General features: G+C 41.2%; 21 protein-coding genes and 1 riboswitch. Of the genes, 15 read left to right on the forward strand and 6 right to left on the reverse strand.

Going from position 1 to position 22,410, the window contains the following annotated elements:
* Nucleotides 1-58 precede the first annotated feature (58 nt).
* The 6 genes from J5A55_RS02620 (at nucleotide 59) to J5A55_RS02645 (ending at nucleotide 6,325) form a co-directional block, all read left to right on the forward strand.
* On the forward strand, nucleotides 59-697 hold the full coding sequence (locus tag J5A55_RS02620; protein ID WP_050755883.1) for a putative polyvalent protein kinase domain-containing protein: 639 nt from the start codon (nucleotides 59-61) through the stop codon (nucleotides 695-697).
* Between the two features lie 224 nt (nucleotides 698-921).
* Nucleotides 922-1,182 (forward strand): hypothetical protein, encoded by a 261-nt coding sequence (locus tag J5A55_RS02625; RefSeq protein WP_004382662.1) that lies wholly within the window; start codon nucleotides 922-924, stop codon nucleotides 1,180-1,182.
* Nucleotides 1,183-1,343: 161 nt separating this feature from the next.
* Entirely contained in the window at nucleotides 1,344-1,916 is a 573-nt protein-coding gene (locus J5A55_RS02630) for a GNAT family N-acetyltransferase (RefSeq protein WP_004382663.1), read from the forward strand.
* 530 nt (nucleotides 1,917-2,446) lie between these two features.
* Complete coding sequence (locus tag J5A55_RS02635; protein ID WP_004382665.1) at nucleotides 2,447-2,761, forward strand: nucleotidyltransferase family protein; 315 nt, start codon at nucleotides 2,447-2,449, stop codon at nucleotides 2,759-2,761.
* 134 nt (nucleotides 2,762-2,895) lie between these two features.
* A riboswitch (cobalamin riboswitch) is annotated at nucleotides 2,896-3,086 on the forward strand.
* A gap of 31 nt (nucleotides 3,087-3,117) precedes the next feature.
* Complete coding sequence (locus J5A55_RS02640; protein WP_004382666.1) at nucleotides 3,118-5,094, forward strand: TonB-dependent receptor plug domain-containing protein; 1,977 nt, start codon at nucleotides 3,118-3,120, stop codon at nucleotides 5,092-5,094.
* A gap of 166 nt (nucleotides 5,095-5,260) precedes the next feature.
* Complete coding sequence (locus J5A55_RS02645) at nucleotides 5,261-6,325, forward strand: YncE family protein (protein WP_039851140.1); 1,065 nt, start codon at nucleotides 5,261-5,263, stop codon at nucleotides 6,323-6,325.
* Nucleotides 6,326-6,423: 98 nt separating this feature from the next.
* Here the strand turns inward: J5A55_RS02645 and nhaD are convergent, their stop codons facing one another.
* The gene (gene nhaD, locus J5A55_RS02650) at nucleotides 6,424-7,809 is read right to left on the reverse strand and encodes a sodium:proton antiporter NhaD (protein ID WP_004382669.1); all 1,386 of its coding nucleotides are present in this window, start codon (nucleotides 7,807-7,809) and stop codon (nucleotides 6,424-6,426) included.
* A 146-nt stretch (nucleotides 7,810-7,955) separates the two neighbouring features.
* On the opposite strand from nhaD, the gene ligA reads away from it, so the two are divergent.
* From ligA to J5A55_RS02665, 3 genes are all read left to right on the forward strand, one after another.
* Complete coding sequence (ligA, locus tag J5A55_RS02655) at nucleotides 7,956-9,986, forward strand: NAD-dependent DNA ligase LigA (RefSeq protein ID WP_004382670.1); 2,031 nt, start codon at nucleotides 7,956-7,958, stop codon at nucleotides 9,984-9,986.
* Nucleotides 9,987-10,052: 66 nt separating this feature from the next.
* The gene (locus J5A55_RS02660; RefSeq protein ID WP_004382671.1) at nucleotides 10,053-11,006 is read left to right on the forward strand and encodes a hypothetical protein; all 954 of its coding nucleotides are present in this window, start codon (nucleotides 10,053-10,055) and stop codon (nucleotides 11,004-11,006) included.
* Nucleotides 11,007-11,112: 106 nt separating this feature from the next.
* Nucleotides 11,113-12,189, forward strand: a complete 1,077-nt coding sequence (locus tag J5A55_RS02665; protein WP_004382672.1) for a hypothetical protein — start codon at nucleotides 11,113-11,115, stop codon at nucleotides 12,187-12,189.
* Nucleotides 12,190-12,255: 66 nt separating this feature from the next.
* Here the strand turns inward: J5A55_RS02665 and J5A55_RS02670 are convergent, their stop codons facing one another.
* A complete protein-coding gene (locus J5A55_RS02670; RefSeq protein WP_004382673.1) occupies nucleotides 12,256-13,008 on the reverse strand; it encodes a hypothetical protein in 753 nt (250 codons plus the stop codon).
* A gap of 45 nt (nucleotides 13,009-13,053) precedes the next feature.
* Complete coding sequence (locus J5A55_RS02675; RefSeq protein ID WP_004382674.1) at nucleotides 13,054-13,803, reverse strand: nucleoside-specific channel-forming Tsx family protein; 750 nt, start codon at nucleotides 13,801-13,803, stop codon at nucleotides 13,054-13,056.
* 98 nt (nucleotides 13,804-13,901) lie between these two features.
* Here J5A55_RS02675 and trmD point away from each other — a divergent pair, with 98 nt between their 5' ends.
* On the forward strand, nucleotides 13,902-14,579 hold the full coding sequence (trmD, locus tag J5A55_RS02680) for a tRNA (guanosine(37)-N1)-methyltransferase TrmD (protein ID WP_039850987.1): 678 nt from the start codon (nucleotides 13,902-13,904) through the stop codon (nucleotides 14,577-14,579).
* Between the two features lie 100 nt (nucleotides 14,580-14,679).
* Complete coding sequence (locus J5A55_RS02685; protein WP_249118602.1) at nucleotides 14,680-15,141, forward strand: DUF805 domain-containing protein; 462 nt, start codon at nucleotides 14,680-14,682, stop codon at nucleotides 15,139-15,141.
* A 520-nt stretch (nucleotides 15,142-15,661) separates the two neighbouring features.
* Here J5A55_RS02685 and J5A55_RS02690 read toward each other — a convergent pair.
* Complete coding sequence (locus J5A55_RS02690) at nucleotides 15,662-16,120, reverse strand: DUF6078 family protein (protein ID WP_004382677.1); 459 nt, start codon at nucleotides 16,118-16,120, stop codon at nucleotides 15,662-15,664.
* Nucleotides 16,121-16,259: 139 nt separating this feature from the next.
* Complete coding sequence (locus tag J5A55_RS02695) at nucleotides 16,260-17,117, reverse strand: patatin-like phospholipase family protein (RefSeq protein WP_004382679.1); 858 nt, start codon at nucleotides 17,115-17,117, stop codon at nucleotides 16,260-16,262.
* Nucleotides 17,118-17,205: 88 nt separating this feature from the next.
* Here J5A55_RS02695 and J5A55_RS02700 point away from each other — a divergent pair, with 88 nt between their 5' ends.
* From J5A55_RS02700 to J5A55_RS02710, 3 genes are all read left to right on the forward strand, one after another.
* Nucleotides 17,206-18,612, forward strand: coding sequence for an aminopeptidase P family protein (locus J5A55_RS02700; protein ID WP_004382681.1), 1,407 nt, complete (start codon nucleotides 17,206-17,208; stop codon nucleotides 18,610-18,612).
* A gap of 86 nt (nucleotides 18,613-18,698) precedes the next feature.
* On the forward strand, nucleotides 18,699-19,901 hold the full coding sequence (locus J5A55_RS02705; RefSeq protein ID WP_004382682.1) for a C1 family peptidase: 1,203 nt from the start codon (nucleotides 18,699-18,701) through the stop codon (nucleotides 19,899-19,901).
* Between the two features lie 169 nt (nucleotides 19,902-20,070).
* The gene (locus tag J5A55_RS02710; RefSeq protein WP_004382683.1) at nucleotides 20,071-20,241 is read left to right on the forward strand and encodes a hypothetical protein; all 171 of its coding nucleotides are present in this window, start codon (nucleotides 20,071-20,073) and stop codon (nucleotides 20,239-20,241) included.
* A gap of 72 nt (nucleotides 20,242-20,313) precedes the next feature.
* Here J5A55_RS02710 and pheS read toward each other — a convergent pair whose 3' ends face one another.
* Nucleotides 20,314-21,351, reverse strand: a complete 1,038-nt coding sequence (gene pheS, locus J5A55_RS02715) for a phenylalanine--tRNA ligase subunit alpha (protein WP_004382684.1) — start codon at nucleotides 21,349-21,351, stop codon at nucleotides 20,314-20,316.
* Nucleotides 21,352-21,490: 139 nt separating this feature from the next.
* Here pheS and J5A55_RS02720 point away from each other — a divergent pair, with 139 nt between their 5' ends.
* Nucleotides 21,491-22,345: a DUF4348 domain-containing protein gene (locus J5A55_RS02720; RefSeq protein WP_004382685.1), complete on the forward strand. Its 855-nt coding sequence runs from the start codon at nucleotides 21,491-21,493 to the stop codon at nucleotides 22,343-22,345.
* Nucleotides 22,346-22,410 lie beyond the last annotated feature (65 nt).

Below are 22,410 nucleotides of genomic sequence, written 5' to 3' on the forward strand. Positions count from 1 at the left end.
TTGTGAGATATTTATTAAGCCATTCCATCTAAAAAGACTATCTTTGCAACAAAAAGAGATGAATCATGATGTATCTAAATTCTTTTCACAAGGAAGCAGTACTGAGGAAAATCAGGAAAATAGCAGAATCAAGGAAGTTGCCAATGAGCTCTATAGACGCTGCCAACTACATGAAGCGCAATTTAGAGATAGCCAAGAACATGTAAATAGGCTTGATATCGAACAACGAGAAGCCGAATGTATGGCAAAAGAGCAATCCTTTTGGGTTCCGATGGACGACGTTTTCAAAATAGGAATACCAGGACCAAGCGGCAATGAAAATGATACATACGTATCGAATGACTATATCTATAAGATCAATAACCTCCTAAATAGTGGGAGTATTCATGCCTTATTGCACAAGATTCTATTACACAACCTTATTTTCCCAGAAACCGCTTATACATTCTTCGGCTTTACGGGTTATGAGAATCGAAGTATAATGCCTATTATCCGACAGAGCCTTATAAAAGATTCTACCCCTGCCACAAACATTGAAATTGAGACTTATATGGCGGCAATAGGCTTTATGAAGACAAAAGCTGATGGATGCTTTGAGAATCCACAATTCATAGTATGGGATATTGTCCCACGTAATGTTTTAAAAGATAAGGATGGGGATATCTATATCATTGACGCAGAGATAAAGAGAAAATAAAGAAGTTATAGAATCACAAATAGTTCTATTTTCTATCAATCTTTTTGCTATGTTTGATTCTAAAAGCATTACCTTTGCCACCAATAACAATTATATTATTAGGATAATGAAGTCAAAGAGATTAATCACAACGGGCTTGGCAATGCTAACGATAATGTCAGTCTTTGCTACTAACAACGCTGGCGCACAAGACACAGTATCAACACTTTTATAGACTTACGATTATGACAAAAGAAAAGTTCTTCACTTCCATGGGATGGGTAGGTATGGTAACATCTATCTTAATGTACATCTTCTATTTTCCACAAATAGAGAGTAACCTCGCAGGACACAAGGGCACCTTCATTCAGCCATTCATGGCAGGTATCAACTGCACCTTGTGGGTTGCATACGGACTATTCAAGGACAAACGCGATTGGCCATTGGCTATTGCCAATACGCCTGGTATTATCTTCGGCTTCACCGCTGCATTCACAGCACTATAAAACAAGGCAAAAGATAACCATATTACCCTCTCCAATCACATGATTAGAGAGGGTAATTGCGTTTATACACGTTAGGAATGACTATGAGAAACGATGATAAATGCCGAAGAATAATACAAGTGAAACCATGAAATACCATATTCTCTCCGTACCTTTGCACCATGATTAAAATTACAGAAGCACGAAAAGAACAGGCGGCAGTGATAGCACGAATGATTATGGAGGCTATGAACCACGAGTGCTGCCAGTGGTTTGCTGGACCAGAACATACGTTAGATGAGTTCCATCAGTTGATGACTAAGTTAGTTGAACGAGAGGATTCGCAATATTCCTATCGTAACACACTGGTAGCTATGACGGAGAACAACGATATAGCGGGCGTATGTGTAAGCTATGATGGAGCTAAGCTCCACGAATTACGCCAAGCATTTATAGACGGGGCTAAGCAGACTTTCGGTAGAGACTATTCCAACATGGAAGACGAAACAGCAGCTGGTGAACTTTATATCGACTCTCTCTGCGTCAGCAACAGCTACAGAGGTCAAGGCATTGCCACAAAACTTCTCCGTGCTACTATCGAGAAGGGCGAACGCATGAATCTACCAACAGGATTATTAGTAGACACTGGCAACCCGCAAGCCGAGCGTCTCTACAAACGCATAGGCTTCACGTTTGTAGGTGAGAACACATGGGGCGGACACCCAATGCGACATCTACAGAAACATAACTCATAAGCGTTCCTCTTTGTTTCAAACCTCGAAACTATATGTTTAGAACCCTATTTGCGCTCTTTGTCTAATAGGTTTCCGAATTCTTTCTCACCCGTTCCCCATTCCTTTCTCATGCGTCTTGCATCTTTGACTTCCGTATCTTTTCTTATTTTCACCATGGTGAAAATATATTCTCACCACGGTGAAACTATTGTGTCACCATGGTGAAACTTGTGTCTCATCATGGTGAGACTAACTTTATATGCGTGTATAAAGGATGCGCAACACGTGAGAAAGGAATGGGGAACAGGTGATAAAGAATGCTGGAACAGGTGGAAAACGATTAGCAAACAGGTGAGAAAAACTGGACGAGCCTATTTGCACTCATTCTAACCAACCATACATAAAAATCAGAACAACTATCATTTACTCATATTATAAGGGCTATCTAATCAATCAAGACACGTTAAAAACAGCGTAAAGGCTTGTTATTTTAAAGGAATAAGACTATCTTTGCAGCAGAAGGAATATAGATACTATAATATAAGAAGGTGATGATTAGCTCCAATATACAACCGCTTATTCATAAGATACAAGGCTTTCTAACCAGTCAGCCCATAGAGCGTGTATGGTTATTCGGCTCATCTTCGCGTGGAGAGGAACATGCACAAAGTGACATAGATTTGATGGTTAGATACGATCAGCACGCTCGTATCACACTATTCACTATCTCACGAATCATGCTCCAACTAAAAGAACTGACGGGAAAGGATATAGATTTAGTGGAAGAAAGATGTCTACAACCTTTTGCCAGCAAATCGGCTAATCAAGATAAGATTCTTATTTATGAGAGAAAAGATAAAAGATAAGGGACGACTTGAGCATATCTTAAATGCTATCAACACGCTTCTAACCTATAAAGATAGATACATATTTGAAGATACCATGCGAAGCAACAACCATGAAATCACCTTATTTATTTGCCTATCTCTCCCCTTTATAGTATCTTTGCACGCGCAATAGGTTCATTAACATTACATGATTAAAAAGGGAAAGCGGTGAGATTCCGCTACTGTCCCGCAGCTGTAAGTTGTCTGTCACAGGTAAACATAAGCCACTGATAACGATGATTGGGAAGGCGTTTACCTTCTTTTGATAACAAGTCAGAAGACCTGCCATTGCAAGTCATTGCATCCCTCGAGGAAGGGCACTGCATAGAACCTTTATGATACATTATAAGAAGATGAGGCAACTGGCTTCTTTCTTTCTGTTGTTATGCCCTTTGAGTATGACAGCACAAACCGTAACCAATGATTCCACACAGACGATAGACGAGGTGGTGGTCAAAGGCTTCCGCATTCCTGGGAATGTATTGGCAAGTACACCGATACAGACTCTGTCACACACGGATATGGAGCGTCTCGGCATACACGATATGGGCGATGTGCTGAAACGATTTGCGGGTGTACAGGTGAAGGACTATGGCGGTGTAGGCGGTATGAAGACTGTCAATATTCGAGGCTTAGGGGCTGGACACACGGGCGTCACGTATGACGGAGTACAGGTGGGCGACTGCCAGAGTGGACAGGTAGACCTCTCTCGCTTCACGCTTGACAACGTTTCACTCGTCAGTTTGCAAATCGGGCAAGAGGACAATATCTATCAGAGTGCAAAAGCATATGCCTCGGCAGGACTCATCAATATCAGCACGTTACAAGGCGTATCCGACCGCAAGCCACACCTCACAACGACGCTGCACACGGGTAGCTATGGTCTCCTTGCACCCTCCCTACGCTATCATCAACAATTCTCACGTCTTGGAATTGGCGCATACACAAGCTACGAAAGAGCTGACGGCGTTTATTGGTTCACGCTAAAGAATGGTATCAAGACCATCCATGAGCGTAGAAACAACAGCGACATACAGACATGGCGAGGTGAACTGAATATGAACTATCAACTCACGGATAAGCAGACATTGCAGTGGAAGGCTTACGGTTTCACATCAAACAGAGGATTGCCAGGGGCTGTCATCTATGACAACACGTATTCGGCAGAGCGTCTGAAAGATAAGAATGTCTTTACGCAAATACTCTATGAGAACCGATTTAGCAATCGCATCAAGATGAAAGCGGCTGCTAAATGGAATTACGCTTGGTCGCGCTACTCTGATATACCTGCCAGTGGATATAAAGAAGATACCTACCGACAGAACGAGACTTACCTTACAGCGACGCTGTGGACAAATCCATTGCAGGGATTAAACCTTTCCTTCGCACAGGATTATGCGCATAACCATCTATCCATGACGCTTCCGAAAGCTGCTAACCCAACCCGAAACTCGCTGTGGACAGCCTTAGCAGCTAACTATCAGATAGGTCCTTTCAGTGTCAATGCATCTCTTCTTGCAACGAATATCTACGAACGTGTAAAACAAGGGAACGCTTCAAACGGATTTCACAGACAGTCACCTGCCTTCAGTATGCAGTGGCGTTGTCTGCAGGACTTCCGCCTCCGCTTTGGATATAAGGAAATCTTCCGTACTCCAACACTGAATGAACTTTATTATACAGGTATCGGCAACCGCCATCTGAACCCAGAGAAGTCACGCATGTGGAACCTTGGTGCCACTTACTCGCACACCTTTAATCGTACACTCCAGCTTTCCTTGACTGCTGATGGGTATTTCGGCAATGTCACCGATAAGATTATTGCGGTACCAAAGATGTTCTATTGGCAGATGATGAACGCTGGGAAGGTGCGCCAATTAGGGCTTGATGTATCAGCAAACATAGAGAAGAGATGGGGTAATGATTGGTCCGTGAGTGCGACAGGTAGCTATAGCCTGATGAAGGCAACGGACATCAGTGACCCAACTGTCGTCTATTACCACAACCAGATAGCTTACACACCACTTCATTCGGGTTCAGCAAGCGTTTTATTACATACTCCTTGGCTCGATTTCAGTTATAATGTTTTATTCATGGGCAAGCGATACACGCTAAGTTATAACATTCCAGACAATCGTATGAAACCATTTGCTGACCATAGTATAACGCTCTCGCGGGAGTTCAAAATCAATAAGCAGCAATTACGAGTACAGTTTGACATGCGCAATCTCGGCAATAAAAACTATGAAGTCGTTCGCTTCTATCCAATGCCAGGTACCAACTGGCGACTGTCCGCAACATGGAAGATATAACCCAAGGATATTTTAAAGTAGGGACAGACGCCCTCGTCTGTCCGCTAAATAATTCTGCTATTCTGTGAGTTCATATTCTTGTGTAGGACAGACGAGGGCGTCTGTCCCTACTTTGAAATAACTAACATAAGAAATAAAACCAATTATAAACAAAACAATGATGACAATGAAAAAGAATCTACTTGCGTTAGGCATTATCCTCATGTCTGCGCTCACTTTCACCGCTTGTAGCGATGATGATGACATTAATGGTGGTAAACAACCAGAAGTATCAACCACAGATGTCTATGTTTCCTGCGCTGGGAACTTGGGTGCTAATAATGGAACTGTTGGTATCCTTGATTACAACATACAAGCTCGTCCAACAGCACCTTTCGTATTCAGAGATGCTTATAAGGCGCAGAATGGTATTGGTATCGGTGATGCACAAGACTTAATCGTATTCCATGATAAGGTAGTTGTTGCTTGTACGACATCATCAAAAGTAGAAGTTTTGAACCGACAAGGAAAAGTTGAGCAAACCATTAAGCTCCACAAGGTTGAGCCACGTTACTTGGCAACAGATGGCAAATATGTTTACTTCTCAGCATACAGCGGCAAAGTATATAAGATGAATCCCAACGACAAAGTGAAGCCAATGGTTGACTCTGTTGTTGTAGGAGACCACCCAGAGGCAATCTCAATTACAAATGGTAAGCTATATGCAAACCTTTCAAACTATAGTATGACGGGTAATGGTAAGTATGTAGCAGTAGTTGACCTCAACACATTCCGTAATCCTAAGAATATTGAGGTTGGACTTAATCCTTACACCCAAAACATTGCTGTTGGCAATGACGTATTTATTGTGTCTATGTTTGATTATGTAGAAAAGCCATTAGTACAGAAGATTGACACAAAGACCAACAAAGTAACACAACTCTTTAATGCTACTGCCATAGCATATAGTGCCAAGAAGAATGCTCTTGTCTGCCTCTATGCTCCTTACGGAAGCACAGATAAGAGTTTCTTCCTCTATGACTTAGCTACAGGTCAAAAGACTAATCTCGATATGACAAGGCTTCACAGTCCTCAGCAAGTTAATGTTGACAAGTGGGGTAACATCTATGTTATAGACACTCCAGATTATAATTCACCAAGCGAAGTGTTCTACTACTCACCAGAAGGCAAGCTCATCCAAGGTAACATCACCGTTGGAATGAGTGCACAGAATGTACGCTTTGCCAACTAAACAAGTACAATAACGAAATCGGGTGATTCCAAATATTGGAGTCACCCGATTTCTATATAATGTAAAACTCGTATAAGTATTCTTTATACTGATAAATGTTACAATGGCGTTGCGAAGATAAACGTACGGATAACCCAATAAGAGAGAATACCACAGAGGTAGCCTAAGAAAGCTATCCACGAAATCTTCTTCATGTACCAACCAAAGGTTATCTTCTCCAATCCCATTACGACAACACCTGCTGCAGAACCAATGATAAGGATAGAACCACCTACTCCAGCACAATAAGCCAAAAGCTGCCAGAAGATACCATCAACAGCCATGTCGCCTGTTGCCTGAACAGGATACATACCCATACTACCTGCAACAAGTGGGACGTTGTCAACAATAGACGATAATACTCCTATTATACCCGTCACTGCATAATGATTACCTTGGAAGAAACTGTTTAATCCTCCACCGAGTTCGTGTAATATACCCACTTCTTCAAGACAAGCGACAGCCATCAAAATACCAAGGAAGAAGAGTATTGTTGACATATCAATACGGCTCAACAGATTGGTGACACGCTTTGAGAAGTCTTCGCTATCACCCTTAGCACGATGTAGATTGCGATAAAATATCTCTGTAATCGTCCAAAGAATACCCAGAACAAGGAGGATACCAACGAAGGGAGGAAGGTCTGTGAAATAATGGAATACTGGTACGAAGCAGAGTCCACCCACACCAATAGCAAAGATTATCTTGCGTTGTGAGCCATTAAACTCTAATAGTTCGGTATCACCAGAGTGATCAGTCTCTAACATATCACCACCTAACTTGCCCTTTAATAAGAACTGAAGAACAAAGGCTGGGATAATCATTGATATAAGAGATGGAATGAAAATCTCGCTTATCACGCCACCAGCTGTTATCATTCCCGCATTCCACAACATGATGGTTGTCACATCACCGATTGGTGAGAAGGCACCGCCAGAGTTGGCGGCAATGATAACCAATGACGCATAAATCATACGGTCCTTATGGTCTTGAACGAGCTTGCGGAGAATCATAATCATCACAATACTTGTTGTCAAGTTATCCAAGATAGCTGAAAGGAAGAACGTCATGAAGGCTATCTTCCATAATAAACTACGCTTTGACTTAGAACGCATCACATTCTTTACCCAGTTGAAACCACCATTCTGATCAACAATCTCAACGATTGTCATCGCTCCCATGAGGAAGAAAAGCGTGGTTGCCGTGTCTCCAAGATGCTCGGTTATCAACTTGTTGGCAAATGTGACGAGCTGATCACCCACACCCTTAAACTCTGGATGCATCAGTTGCACAAAAGGTGAAGGGTCGACCATGTAAAGAACCCAACATACTACAAACATCAACAGAGCTATTGCAGCTTTGTTGATTTTCGTCAGACTTTCCATCGCTATGAGTGCATACCCCAAGACGAAGGCGACGATAATAGAAATCGTTAGTGTAGACATAAATAAAATTGATTCGATTATTCTTTGGCGCAAAGGTAAGCAAAAGAAGTGAGTTGGCAACATAAACTATTCAAATTAATTCAGCGAATGAATGTCAGATTCATCAAATTGTAGTATCTTTGCCAATATTCAAACACTCAACACGAATGAACGACGAAATACAATCCCTTGTTGAACAACTCAACGCTGCATCTGATGCTTATTATAATGGTCGAGAAGAAATCATGACCAACTATGAGTGGGATGCAGCCTTTGACCGATTAAAGAAGTTAGAAGAGGAAACGGGAATTATCTTACCTGATTCTCCTACACAAAATGTATCTGCTGATAATCTTACTGGTCAGAAAGAGGAACATGAGTTCCCTGCTCTCTCCCTCGCAAAGACAAAGAAGGTGGCAGAACTTGCAAAATGGGCAGAGAATAGACCTATTTGGCTCTCATGGAAGTTAGATGGTTTGACACTTGTTGTTACATACGATAATGGGAAACTGACAAAGGTTGTCACGCGTGGTAATGGTCACATTGGGACAAATATTACCCATCTATCTAAGGCTATTGACGGAATCCTACAGGCAATACCTTATAAAGGACATCTTGTGATTCGTGGTGAGGCTGTTATCAGTTATCCTGACTTCGAGCAATTCAATATGGAATCAGAAGAGGAATATGCTAATCCTCGTAACCTTGCATCAGGTTCATTGACGTTGAAGAACATCAATGAAGTGAAAGAACGCCATATCCGTTGGATTCCGTTTACCCTTGTCTATGAAGAAGAAGAGATTATCTCATGGGGCAATCGTATGGCATGGCTAGAACAACAAGGCTTTAAGCCAGTAGACAGAGAACTCATTGAGCAACCCACAGAAGCAAATATCCAAGCTGTCATCGATTGTTGGACAGAACGGGTAACAGGCAAGAGTTCCTCACCTTTCCCCTATCCTGTTGATGGACTGGTCATCACATACGATGATACTGCCTACGCCGCAACAGGTTCAGTAACAGGTCATCATGCGACACGTGCTGGTTATGCTTTCAAATGGCAGGATGAGAGTGCGGAAACAGAATTAGAATATATAGAATGGTCTTGTGCAGCCTCAACCATATCTCCCGTTGCCGTATTCAAGCCCGTTGAACTAGAAGGAACAACTGTAAAGCGTGCCTCGCTCTGTAATATCTCTGAATGTGAGCGACTGGGGATTGGCGATAAGGGAACAAAGATAGCTGTTATCAAAGCAAATAAGATTATCCCAAAGGTAATCAATGTTGTTGAGCGATTGGGCGTATTCCATATACCTGAGGTATGCCCTGTATGCCAATCAGCAACAGAGGTAACTGAGAGTGAGAGTAGTGGAACAAAGACGTTGCATTGCACCAACACGCATTGTCCTGCAAAGCAACTCAAGAAGTTCGGACGCTTTGTTTCAAAGGAAGGAATCAATATTGATGGACTATCCGAACAGACAATACAGAAGTTTATCAATCTTGGTTGGGTACGTGAATATGCAGACTTATTCCATCTCAACAACCATGCTTCAGAACTACGAACAATGGATGGATTTGGAGACAAGAGTGTTAGCAAGTTACTTACAGCCATAGAGAAGGCTCGCAACGTAGAAGCGCATCGCTTACTCTTTGCATTAAATATACCACTTATCGGGCGTGATGTTTGCAATCGTTTGTTATCAGCTTATCAAATCGCAGACCTATTCCATACAGCTACTGAAGCTACCACCGAAGATGTCTTTGCTACTATTGCAGGCATTGGTCCAGAAAAGAGTGCCAGCTTTGTTAGATGGATGAAGGATAAAGATAACTATTCTATGATGCAACAGCTATTAGTAGAACTCAATATTAGTCAGTCTTCATCTGCGCCAACTGGTAATAGTTGCGAAGGACTAACGTTTGTTATCACTGGCGATGTGCATCATTATAAGAATCGTAATGAGCTGAAGGCTTACATTGAGAATCAAGGGGGCAAAGTAACAGGCTCTGTCTCTAAATCAACTAGTTTCCTTATTAACAACGATATAGAAAGTTCTTCTGGCAAAAATAAAAAGGCAAAGGAACTCTCTATTCCAATTATCTCTGAGGAAGAATTCATTGCTCGATTCGTGCAGATGGACGAGAATAAACTCGCCTTAGAATCCTCTCCAATCACCGAAGGATCACTATTCTAAAACATCTTCTTTTTGATATGATCTCTATTACATAACAATTTAATAACTTCTTACAACCTTACCAACATGAAGATTGACCGACGAAGAATAGTCTTATTGATGGCTTCTCTCATTTGTACAACACTCTCTGCACAAACCAAAGGAGAGTATATCTCTACTCATTTCAAACGTGGAGATTCTATTCAATATGTCTATAAGCTTTCAGTAAAAACGACAAATCCAACTACAGGGAAGCCCATAGACTTTCCTGATGACATCTATGAAAATCTAGCTTGTAGTTCTGTATGGTCCTACTACCTCTTAAATGAAATAAAAGATTCCTACGAATCAAGGTTCACATTAATAGTAAGGAATGTAACTCCTCAGACTTATACCATGAGGTTGCTGGTTCAGCAAAGTCCTTATAGAGATAAAGACCATGACAAGTCGGATGTAGTCTTTGCTCAGTTCGCTGAGGAGTTCCTAAAGGAACATGGGCTACTAATCACCTTTAATGCAGACATGACTAATTACATGCTTACTAATCCTAAAGACTTAATAAGCGATTTTATAGATTACGTCTATGCACATAAAGGAGAGAATCAGCTTACTACAGACATGTTTGCAGGCGTTTCAAAAGAAGAAGTAAAGAAAGATATTAGTAACCCTGAGAACATTAACCCCTTTATTTCACTAATTATAAACCTCTCAACTCCAGGTCTTAGTATAATCCCCAATGTCTACGTACGTGAATACCAGTCAGGGATACATCATAATGAACTTGAAGATAATCAAAGACTGCAGGACTCCACTAGTAACGTAACAAAAGACGAAACTGGTAACACGAAAGCTATATTTACTCTCACAAGTTCAAGGGGGCAATCGTCACAATCCAAGCTAAAGAACAAATCTAATCCTCTCAACATAAAAGAAACTATCTCTTTCAACCCAGAAGGCTGTTTAACAGAATATACGAGGGATGTTACTTCTAGACAACCCCAATCACTGATAATTTCACACGAATCACTTGTTAGAGAATAAAAAGGCAAATGCCCCAACACGATTCTCACTAAATATTAATCAATAAGGTATGAGTACATCACAATATTCCTCCCATACAACATTACACTCAGAACACAAATCATACATGAGTTTCTGGATTTGGCTTTGTCTTACTTTTGTTTCACTATCGGCTTCAGCCCAAAATGCAATAGAAATAGGTGATGAAATTAGCTATGAATTTACCAACTCATGGTCATACTCTGCCAAAGGGGACGAAACAGACTATGGAGAACAATTATTCAAGCCTACAGGTAAGAATAATTTACTCCTTCCTTATACTTCACTCTATGAATCAACCCCTAATAGTGTCTACTCCAGTTTCACATTAACAGCTCTCAGTTCTTCCGCTTATGGGACTGTCTTCCGCTTGCATATCAATCAACCGTGTTATCCACTAGACAATCAATATGCCTCTCTTGATTCTGTCATCCAATTCATAACACAACATGACATTATCCTAGCCTATAATTCATCATTAGATCAATACATCATTTGTAACTCACATGAGCTTTATCCATCATTCTCTAAACTTCCAAAGTCTGGGATTTCATACAGAATCTTAGATAAGGAGCATGACTCATTCTCTGACATACTAGTCAAAAACAACAATACAAGGTCTTTTGAGATTCTTAAATACTTGATTAATGTTATTTGCCCAGGATTAAAACTTGCTATTATGGCACAGAGTATTCCTTGGCAAGACAAGGTAACCATCACCGGGAAACCATTAGATGGGAGTAGTCGGACAATGAGCTACTGCAACACAACTGATAAGGTTTCAAATGAGAATTTCTACAGGGACATAAAGAGTGAAGAATATGTCAGCGATTATATGTTTGATTATTTAAATGGAAATTCAGAAGGAGAGATTGATTCCATAGAAGTAGACTCTATATCAGATGATAGTATTGAATATGAAGCGGTTTGTGATACAGCCATAGCAGAAGTAGTGGATGATGACACAGACTCTGTTGTCATAGATACTACTGAAATTGACAATGATTGTGATTCGCTAACCGAAGATTTTCATCCGCTCTATAATAAGATAAAGATACATATCACCCCTGATGGGTTTGTGGCTGAATACAATATAACTAGCACTATCAAATTGGGAACGGCTCTGTGGGAACGCCGAATAAGATTACGCAGAAAGAACAACTAACTAAAAACAAAAGGGTTCACAACCATTCTTGTGAGCCCTTTTAAGTTTACTATTCAAAGAACTTGTTTATTCGTCAACTCCAAAGCAAGACACAGAAAGTTTACTATCTACTCTATTAGGATTACTAATGCTAACACAATATTCTCCGACATCGTCTATATCGACTGTAAGCAACAAAGAACTATTACCATATCGTTTATATGTAAAATCCTTTTCTTGCCTATTATAACCACCATAAGTTATTTTACCTGTTAATTCATTTTGCCTTGCTAAAGACAACTTACGAGTTTTACTTACAGAAAACTGTGAAACCTTAACAAAAGATTTTGGATCATCATTTACATCTGGAACTCTTATGAGAATAACCACTTTCCCCTTAGGAATCCTTACGGGAGAAGCCTCCGGCTTTACATATAGTTTACTTTCTGGTCCCCACAACTGGTCTTTAACCTTAACTTGCCCAATAGCTCTTTCCATTTTTATATATGTTTTATCTTCTAAATTACATATAAAGGCATCACCATTAAACTCTGGTTCAGGAAATATAAGACTAGTAGAATTCTGATTAGCAGTTTTTTCGTCTGTAATATCTATTCGCCCAAGAATAGAATGCTCTACATAGGCAACCTTTGCCTTCTCTATATCAAACTCTGTTCCAGCCCTCATATAAATTATGGTATTTCCTTTTAGACTCAATATAGAATCAACATAAAATCCATCTTTCACTAAAGGCTTAATAAAATTTTTAGAACTTTGAGCATTAAGAGACATCGTCGCCAACAAAGCTACCAATAATATGAGAATCCTTAAGTTTTTCATTCGTAAAATTATATCAATGAATAAATCTTATTATTGAAGATATTTTTAGAACGTCCACTTAGCAGCAATAGTTGGGATAGCGTAGAAGCGGTTATTCTTACCCTTATCGTTATAAACGAAGTTGTTGCTAAGCTCAACCTCTGAACCTAAAGACAGATTCACATTCTTCATTCCCTTTAGTGTGTTAAGGTTAAACCAGAACTGTGGCTCTGAAATCATGATTAACTTGCCCTTTACATTCGGATCATACCAGACATCGCAGAAACCATCAAATGTGCAAAGGCCCTTTGCAAAGGTGGTACTCCAAACTTCAGTCAACTGAAAACCACTAAAGGGATGCCAACCTTTATTAGCGTTCTTGAAATAATACTTATACATTAACTGAACGCTGAATGTCTTAGAGAAATCCTTTGAAGCCCAGTTCCAGGCACCGCCAAGGAGAACTGCATGCTGATAACGATTACCTACATAATTACCATCTTTCAAGTTAGTTCCAGCACCACCATTATACTCTACATGGGCTGCCCACTGCTTGTTCTTTGAGAGATTAAACTCACGAGCGATCTCCCAATAAGCGCCGATAGCACCATCGCGTTTATAGTCGATATCGGTGAACATGAAAGTAGAACCCCAGGTATCAGGTTTAAACATCTCAACAGTAGTCGTTACCGACATGCGCGAAGAGAGATCTTTGTAAAGACTGTGCCCTAAGTCATAATGAACTTGAACGTTTTGTGCCATAGCACCACTAAAAGCTGCCATCAAGAGGATGGCGAGGGAAAAGAATCTTTTCATATTGTTCTTAAGTTATTATTAGAAAACTGCTGCAAAGTTACAAAAAAAACTTAATGTCTCAACGCAATAATAAAATAATACTTAACTTTGTAACACTTATGAGAATAGATATTATCACCGTTTTACCAGAAATGCTGGAAGGATTCGTGCATGAGAGCATCCTTGCCAGAGCCGAAAAGAAAGGACTTGCAGAGATAAGGCTGCATAACCTTCGTGATTATACAAAGGATAAGTGGCGCAGAGTGGACGATTATCCATTCGGCGGACAGGCTGGAATGGTTATGCAGATTGAACCGATTGATAATTGTATTAGTGCTTTAAAGGAAGAGAGAGATTATGACGATGTTATCTTCACCTCTCCCGATGGAGAACAATTCAATCAGAAGATAGCCAATGACTTATCAATGGGGGGTAACATCATCATTCTTGCAGGTCACTATAAGGGGATTGATCAGCGAGTACGTGACCATCTCATTACACGTGAAATATCTATAGGCGACTTCGTGCTTACGGGTGGCGAACTACCTGCTGCTATCATTGCCGACGCTGTGGTTCGACTCGTTCCAGGTGTTATCAGTGACGACCAAAGTGCGCTCTCTGATTGTTTTATGGACGATATGCTTTCCGCTCCAATCTATACACGCCCACGCAGTTATAAAGGATGGGATGTACCAGAGATATTGCTAAGCGGTAATGAAGCTAAGATCAAGCAATGGGAATTCGATCAAGCAATGGAGCGAACAAAGCGGTTACGTCCCGACTTACTAAAGGAATAGAATCAATACAACTCAAAGTAAAAGCAATATTATGGAACAAATTAAAGAATTACCCAAAGTAGGATTCCTAGAAGCAGTTAAAAGAATCTTCACGAGAGCTTTGAAACTAAACACTCGTAGTCGTCGCTCTGAATTTTGGTGGGGGGCGTTGTTTCTCCTCATTGTCAGCTATTTATGCGATTTTATCCCAGTCATAGGTCGTTATCTTAACATCGTCTTAATGCTCCTGAATTGCTCTATGACTATTCGTCGTCTGCACGACATAGGCAAAAGTGGATGGTGGCTCTTAACGACTATCATCATTGAAGCTATTGGCATATCTCTCATGCTTCTGGGAATAGGGACAACGAACATTGACGCTCTCTTCGGCGATATAGACACTATGATACCTTTAATCAAAACAGCTATGGGCAGTGGAATTGCCATCTTCGGTATGTTAATCTGGTTTGTTAGTCTCGCTTTCAGCTTTATCATATTTGCATTTACAACAATGGATAGTCAAAGAGAAGCTAATAAATATGGTGAATCTCCGAAGTATATAACCCAGAATATAACCGACTAACTATCACAAAGGGAGCTATACCTCTTTGAAATTATATACTCAATTCAATTATAAGGATTCCTCACAGCAATATACCTGTGAGGAATCCTTTATTTTTACCCATATAGACAGAGAAAATAGTATCATCTTCCGCCATCCAATTAGACTACAATCTTACTCCTAATACCCATGCGAGGCACCTGTAAGTTAATGTACGATAGCACTTATACTTGACATCGCATCCTCCTTAGCCTTTATCAACCGCATTATACAAGTTTGTATAACGAGTTATACACGTCTGTATAATCAATTATACACGTTTGTATAATCAGTTATACACGTTTGTATAATCAGTTATACACGTTTGTATAATCAATTATACACGTTTGTATAATTAGTTATACACGCCTGTATAATTCGCTATACAAACGTGTAGAACTCGATAGGTCTTATAGGAATACGATTGTACTGCTTATATAAGTATCATCGTATTACTTATATAAGCAGAAAAGAACTTATAATTGAAAGGCGAAGACTGTGCTTACTTATAACGTTTCATACGCATAAGCACGGGATAATGCTCTTCATAGCGATCGAACTCAATGCTCTGCCCGTCATAACCATTCTCGGTAAAGGCATCACGGACGTCCTGTTGTTCTTCTTCGGTGATGGCACGGAGCTGTTCCTTAACATGATAATAGGTAGCTGCACCGAAGCATTGCATAACGCTCAGTCGGACGCCACGCAAATCGGAGGCACGCACGTTGTCAAAGATGTGTGAGATTCCCCAAGCATAGCGTTCCTTGCGGTTAGATATAAAGAGCGGACAATTAGGCTTGCCCGTTATCACGTTCGGATTGGTTACCATATAACGATCTCGTGTGCAATTTGCAAGCATCTGATAGGCTACGTGGCGGAAACATTCATTTGCTTTTCCACAATGAGAGCCAGGGCAATGAGCAAAATCAATGTCTAAAAGGTTATATTCCTCTTGTGTCATAATACTATTATTTTAAATTGTAATGGTTAGTTCTTAACAGATACAAAGGTAATGATAATTTCTTACATAATGGCAAATAACTTGGACTGATAATTTGATGTGAAGAGCTTCCTATAGTTGTTCGATTATATTTATCCCATTACTCGACATGCTCTTTTATAAAGCCTTCGCCTAAGCGGAATCCTTCTTCATAAAGATCTTCGAGCTTGTTGACATCCTTCTCCATTCTACCAACAACAACGGGCTTCTCTGGGCGAATGACGAGTATCTTTCCTTGTTCTTCTAACTCGTCAATCAAATCTAACTGACGATTATACGCCTCTATACGATGACTTAATGCAACGCGTAGGCGGGGGTAATTACGATAGATAAACTTAGGTTGCTTATAGTCTTTGCTCTTATCTCGCCATCCTTTATTACGTGTGCAAATCACTACGTTTGTTTCGTGTCCGGTCTCAATAGAGTGTTGAACGGGAATGGAATCAACAATACCACCATCCAACAAAGGTTTGCCATCTATGGTGACAATCTTACTTACATAAGGCAAACTGGAGGATGCCCGTGCTAACTCATTTAATCTCTTCGCATTGCCGTCAGTTTCGGTAAGATATTCAGCTAACCCAGTCTCACAATTCGTTACAACCATCTCATAGACTTCGCCTAACTTACTTTGACGGAAGTACTCATCATAATCGAAAGGAACAAGCTCAAATGGAAACTGCTTATACAACAACTCAGGATTAAAAATGCAGCCTTGTGTTACCAAATGACGTAAACCTATATAATCATACTTGGCAAGCATATCAATGTTAGAAATACGTGCACGGCGAGGCTGTCTGCTCATATATGACAAGCCGTTACAGGCACCAGCCGATACAGCTACGACATACTTAAAACGAAGATTATACTTCATAAAAGCATCCAATACGCCCGAGGTAAATACTCCGCGCATGCCACCTCCTTCTAATACTAAGCCCGTATTCCTATCAATTTGCATAAAAACTCGTTAAAAAACAACTGCAAAGTTAATAACTTTCAACCAAAAATAACTATCTTTGCAATCAAACCATCTAATTTATTGAAATATGTTTAGCAAAGAAACTTATGTAAACCGCCGAGCAGAGCTAAAGAAGCTCGTAAAGAGTGGTATCATCATTCTCTTTGGCAATAACGAATCACCTGCAAACTTCCCTGCAAATGGTTATTATCCGTTCCGCCAAGACTCGTCTTTCCTCTATTACTTCGGTATGAAGCGTGATGGGCTTGTTGGTGTGATTGATGTTGATAACGACACCGAGACACTCGTTGGTGACGATATCGACATTGATGACATTGTTTGGTATGGAAGTGTTGATTCAGTTAGAGACATGGCCAATGCCGTTGGCGTGGCTAACACAGTAGACATGAAAGGACTCAAGACGATTTGCAACAACGCATTGCGTGAGCACCGTAAAGTCCATTTCCTTCCCCCTTATCGTGCCGATATAAAGATTCAGATCTTTGACCTCTTCGGTATTCATCCTAACCAGCAGAAAGAATCAGCAAGCATGGATCTCATCCGTGCCGTTGTAAAGATGCGTTCTGTGAAGACGCAAGAGGAAATTGAAGAACTGGAGCGTGCTGCCGTTATTGGCTATAAGATGCACACAACGGCTATGATCATTGCTAAACCTGGCGTAACGGAGAAGTACGTTGGTGGACAGGTTAGCGGTATCGCTAGTTCATACGGTGCAATGGTTTCTTTCCCAACCATCTTCTCACAACATGGTGAGATTATGCACGGTATCCCATCAATGGCAGTATTGGAATCAGGTCGACTTGCATTATGTGATGCTGGTGCCGAGACCATCAACCACTATTGCTCGGATAACACACGTACTTTCCCAGTAAATGGCAAGTTTACGCAGAGACAATTAGAGATATACAAAGTTGTTGAGGAATGTCATGACGCTGCTTTGAAGTATGCGAAACCAGGAGTCAAGTATGCCGATGTTCACTTTGCTATTTGCCGTATTCTCTTCGATCGCATGAAAGAATTAGGCTTAGCAAAGGGCGATACAGACGCTGCTGTTGCTGCTGGCGCACACGCAATGTTCTTGCCTCACGGATTAGGTCACATGATGGGTATGGACGTTCATGATATGGAATCATTCGACCAGATTAACGTAGGATTCGATGAGGAGACACGCCCTAACTTAGAGCAATTCGGAACAAACTGCTTGCGTATGGGTCGCCGCCTGGAGGAAGGATTTGTTGTAACTGATGAGCCTGGTATCTATTTCATCCCTGCTCTCATTGACGAATGGAGAGCTAAGAAACACTGCGCTGACTTCTTGAACTTCGATAAGCTCGACGAGTATAAAGACTTCGGTGGAATACGTCTTGAGGACGATATCCTCATCACCAAGGAGGGATGTCGCTTTATTGGTAAAGACCTCATCCCTTACCATCCAAAGGATGTTGAAGAGTTTATCGCAGCCAACAGAAAGTAATTGATAACATATAATTAATAACTTCATCCAAGGCTGCCACTCAATGCAAAAGCTAACAATGGCAGCCTACTTTTATTTACAACTTTATGAAGAAAACATTAGTAGTAGCACTGCTCGCTTTGGTAGCGATAGGCGCTAACGCTACAGACAAGAAAGAAGCATCTGCTTCTAACAAGCCTGTCTTTACGGTAGTAAAGCAGAATCCAATTACTAGTATTAAAGACCAGAACCGCTCAGGTACGTGCTGGGATTACTCCACACTTAGCTACTTCGAGGCGGAGATTCTCAAAAAGACTGGTAAAACTTACGACCTCTGCGAGAGCTTCGTAGCTAACAAGACCTACATGGATCGTGCCGTTCAAGTTGTTCGTCTGCATGGCGATTGCCAGTTCGCACAAGGCGGTTCAGCATACGATGTTCTTTACACCATTCAGCACCATGGTATCGTACCAGAAAGCGCAATGCCTTTCCCTGGTTCGCTCTATGGCGACTCATTGAATAACTTCAACGAGTTCTTCTCATTGATGGAACCATACGTAAATGCAGTTGCACGCAACAAGGCTAACAAGATATCAGGTCAATGGAAGGTTGGATTGCAAGGCATTCTCGACGCTTACCTCGGCAAGTGCCCAGATAAGTTCACATACGAAGGCAAGCAATACACTCCAGAGACTTTCGCTGCAAGCCTCGGTGTGAATTGGGACGATTACGTAACCATTACCTCTTACACACACCATCCATTCTACACCACATTCGCTGTAGAAGTACAGGACAACTGGCGTTACCCACAATCTTACAACCTTCCGATGGATGAGATGATGCGCGTCATCGACAATGCCGTAATGAATGGTTACACCGTTGCGTGGGGTGGCGATGTTAGTGAGCCTGGTTTCTCACGCAAGGGACTCGCTTACATGGTTGATGGCAAGAAAGTTGAGAGCATGAAGGGTAGTGACATGGCTCACTGGCTAGGTCTATCTACTGCGAAGAAGAAGGACTTGATCGACTCTCTCGGCGTAAACGTACCAGAGATTACCCCTACACAGAAGCAGCGTCAAGAGCGTTTCGACAACTGGGAGCTAACCGATGACCATGGTATGCTCATATTTGGTATTGCAAAGGATCAGAATGGTAAGGAGTACTACATGGTAAAGAACTCTTGGGGTGAGACTGGTGACTACAAGGGTATCTGGTACATGACAAAGGACTTCATTGCTGCTAACACCATGGACTACATGATTAACAAGAATGCAATTCCTAAGGATATTCGCAAGAAGATGGGACTCTAATTACTTAGATTCCAATCACAAATAACTCTTCCCGTTCCATAGCTATGGAGCGGGATTTTTTATGCCCTAAGCCTCGAAACAAACCAATCTATCCCCACTTTCACACATCAACAACACATCGTGCAAAACACCCTATACAATAAAGGAGATTGATGAGGCTATCGCAAGGTTGGGAACTGACAAACCTTTCTTCTCTGTCGACGATTTGCGCCTTAGCCTTAATCTTTCGCAGGCAAATGCTTATCGTATTGCGACACGATTGGAGGAAGAGGGAAAGATTAAGAACATCGGGAAAGGGAGAAATAAGCTATATGTCTTGGGAGAACATGATGGCAAATAGGCTGAAATAAAAAAAGAGGATGTGTTGACCATCCTCTTATATCCGTTTTACCGTATTCTAATAGGTTGCAGCTTATGCACCTTCAAACTCTCTCAAGAAGCGGGTATCGTTCTCAGAGAAGAGGCGGAGGTCGCTTACACGGTACTTGAGGTTAGCAATACGCTCAACACCCATACCGAAGGCATAACCTGTATATACGCTTGAATCAATACCACAAGCCTCAAGGTCATGTGGGTCAACCATACCACAACCAAGAATCTCAACCCATCCAGTGTGCTTACAGAAGCCGCAGCCCTCACCGCCACAGATGTTACAGCTGATATCCATCTCTGCGCTTGGCTCAGTGAATGGGAAGTAGCTTGGACGAAGACGAATCTTTGTATCTGCACCAAACATCTCGCGAGCAAAGGTGAGAAGCACCTGCTTTAGGTCAGTAAAGCTAACATTCTTATCAACGTAAAGACCCTCTACCTGATGGAAGAAGCAGTGTGCACGAGCCGAGATAGCCTCATTACGATATACACGACCTGGACAAAGAACACGGATTGGAGGTTCATGTGTAGACATATAGTGTGCCTCATCGTTGGATGTATGGCTACGGAGCAGAACGTTCTTCGTAACGTCCATCGTACTGCTACGCTCAATGAAGAAGGTATCTTGCATATCACGTGCAGGATGATCAGCAGCAAAGTTCAACATTGTAAACACGTGCTGGTCGTCATCAATCTCTGGTCCTTGATAGAGCGTGAAGCCCATTCGAGCAAAGATGTCAATGATTTCATTCTTTACCAGCGTCAGTGGATGACGTGTACCAAGGCTGATCGGGTAGGCGGTACGTGTTAAATCAATATCGTCATTCTGTGCCTCACTTGTCTCAAGTTGCTCTTTAAGATCATTAATCTTGTTCTGTGTGAGTTGCTTGAGTTCGTTGATTTTCATGCCGACCGCCTTCTTCTGGTCGGCTGCTACATTGCGGAACTCGCCCATCAACGCATTGATTTCACCTTTCTTACTTAGATATTTCAAGCGTAGTTGCTCTACATCATCTGCGCTTTTGGCCGTGAGTGTGCTTACTTCATTAAGAAGTTCTTGTATCTTGTCTAATAACATACTGCTTGATTATTTTCCTGCAAAGGTACGATTTATAATCGGAACGGAGAAATTACCATAATATAATTTTATACTTTTGCTACCTTATTAGAAATAAATATCGTACTTTTGCAAGAAATTTGAGACGAATAAAGAGAATATGAGAAAAGTATTTTTACTTGCTGTAGTTGTCTGCGTGGCAATGCTTACTGTAGGCACAGGTTGTTCTAACAAAAAGGTAGAATCGGCTGATAGTACAAACACTGAATCTACGGAGGTAGATAGTGATACAGTCGATGATGTTGATTCAGCGACAGAGGTGATAGCTTCAACGCCAATGCCTAAAGCGGCTGACCAACTATTTGATGATTTCTTCTTCAACTTCATTGCAAATAAGAAGTTGCAACGTAGTCGTATTAACTTCCCATTGCCAGTTCTAACTGGAAATAAGAAGATTGAATTACAGAAAGGTCAATGGAAGACAGATCACTTCTTCCGCCCTCAAGGTTATTATACATTGGTATTTGATAACGAAGAGCAGATGAAGTATCCGAAGTCAACTGATTTGGATAGTGTTATCGTTGAGAAGATTCACCTGAAGAAGGGGGCTATTGAGCAATATTGGTTTGATCACCAAGAAGGTAAATGGAGATTGAATGAGATTCGTAATATATCGTTCAAGGATAGCTATAATGCCTCTTTCTTTAAGTTCCTGTCTAACTTCTTCGCTACACGAGGCGCAGGTGCTATAAAGAATCCATTAGCTTACTCCGGACCAGATCCTGATGGCGAAGAGACTACAACGGTAAATCGTACGATACCAGCAGAGGAGTGGTCTACCTTCTTACCAGAGATTCCTAATGAGATGATTTACAATATCCTCTATGGTCAGAAGTATACGGAAACGAATCGCAAGATCCTTACTTTCCGTGGTCTCTCTAATGGAGTAGAAACACAGCTCATTTTCAAACGTCATGGTCAGAAGTGGCGGCTGGAGAAGATAGTCGCTTACTAACAAGAGAGCCCTCTACCTATCATTGGTAGTGGAAGCATATACCCAACTATTTAAACCCTTTTGCT

Source organism: Prevotella veroralis, from assembly GCF_018127765.1.
Classification (GTDB): domain Bacteria; phylum Bacteroidota; class Bacteroidia; order Bacteroidales; family Bacteroidaceae; genus Prevotella; species Prevotella veroralis.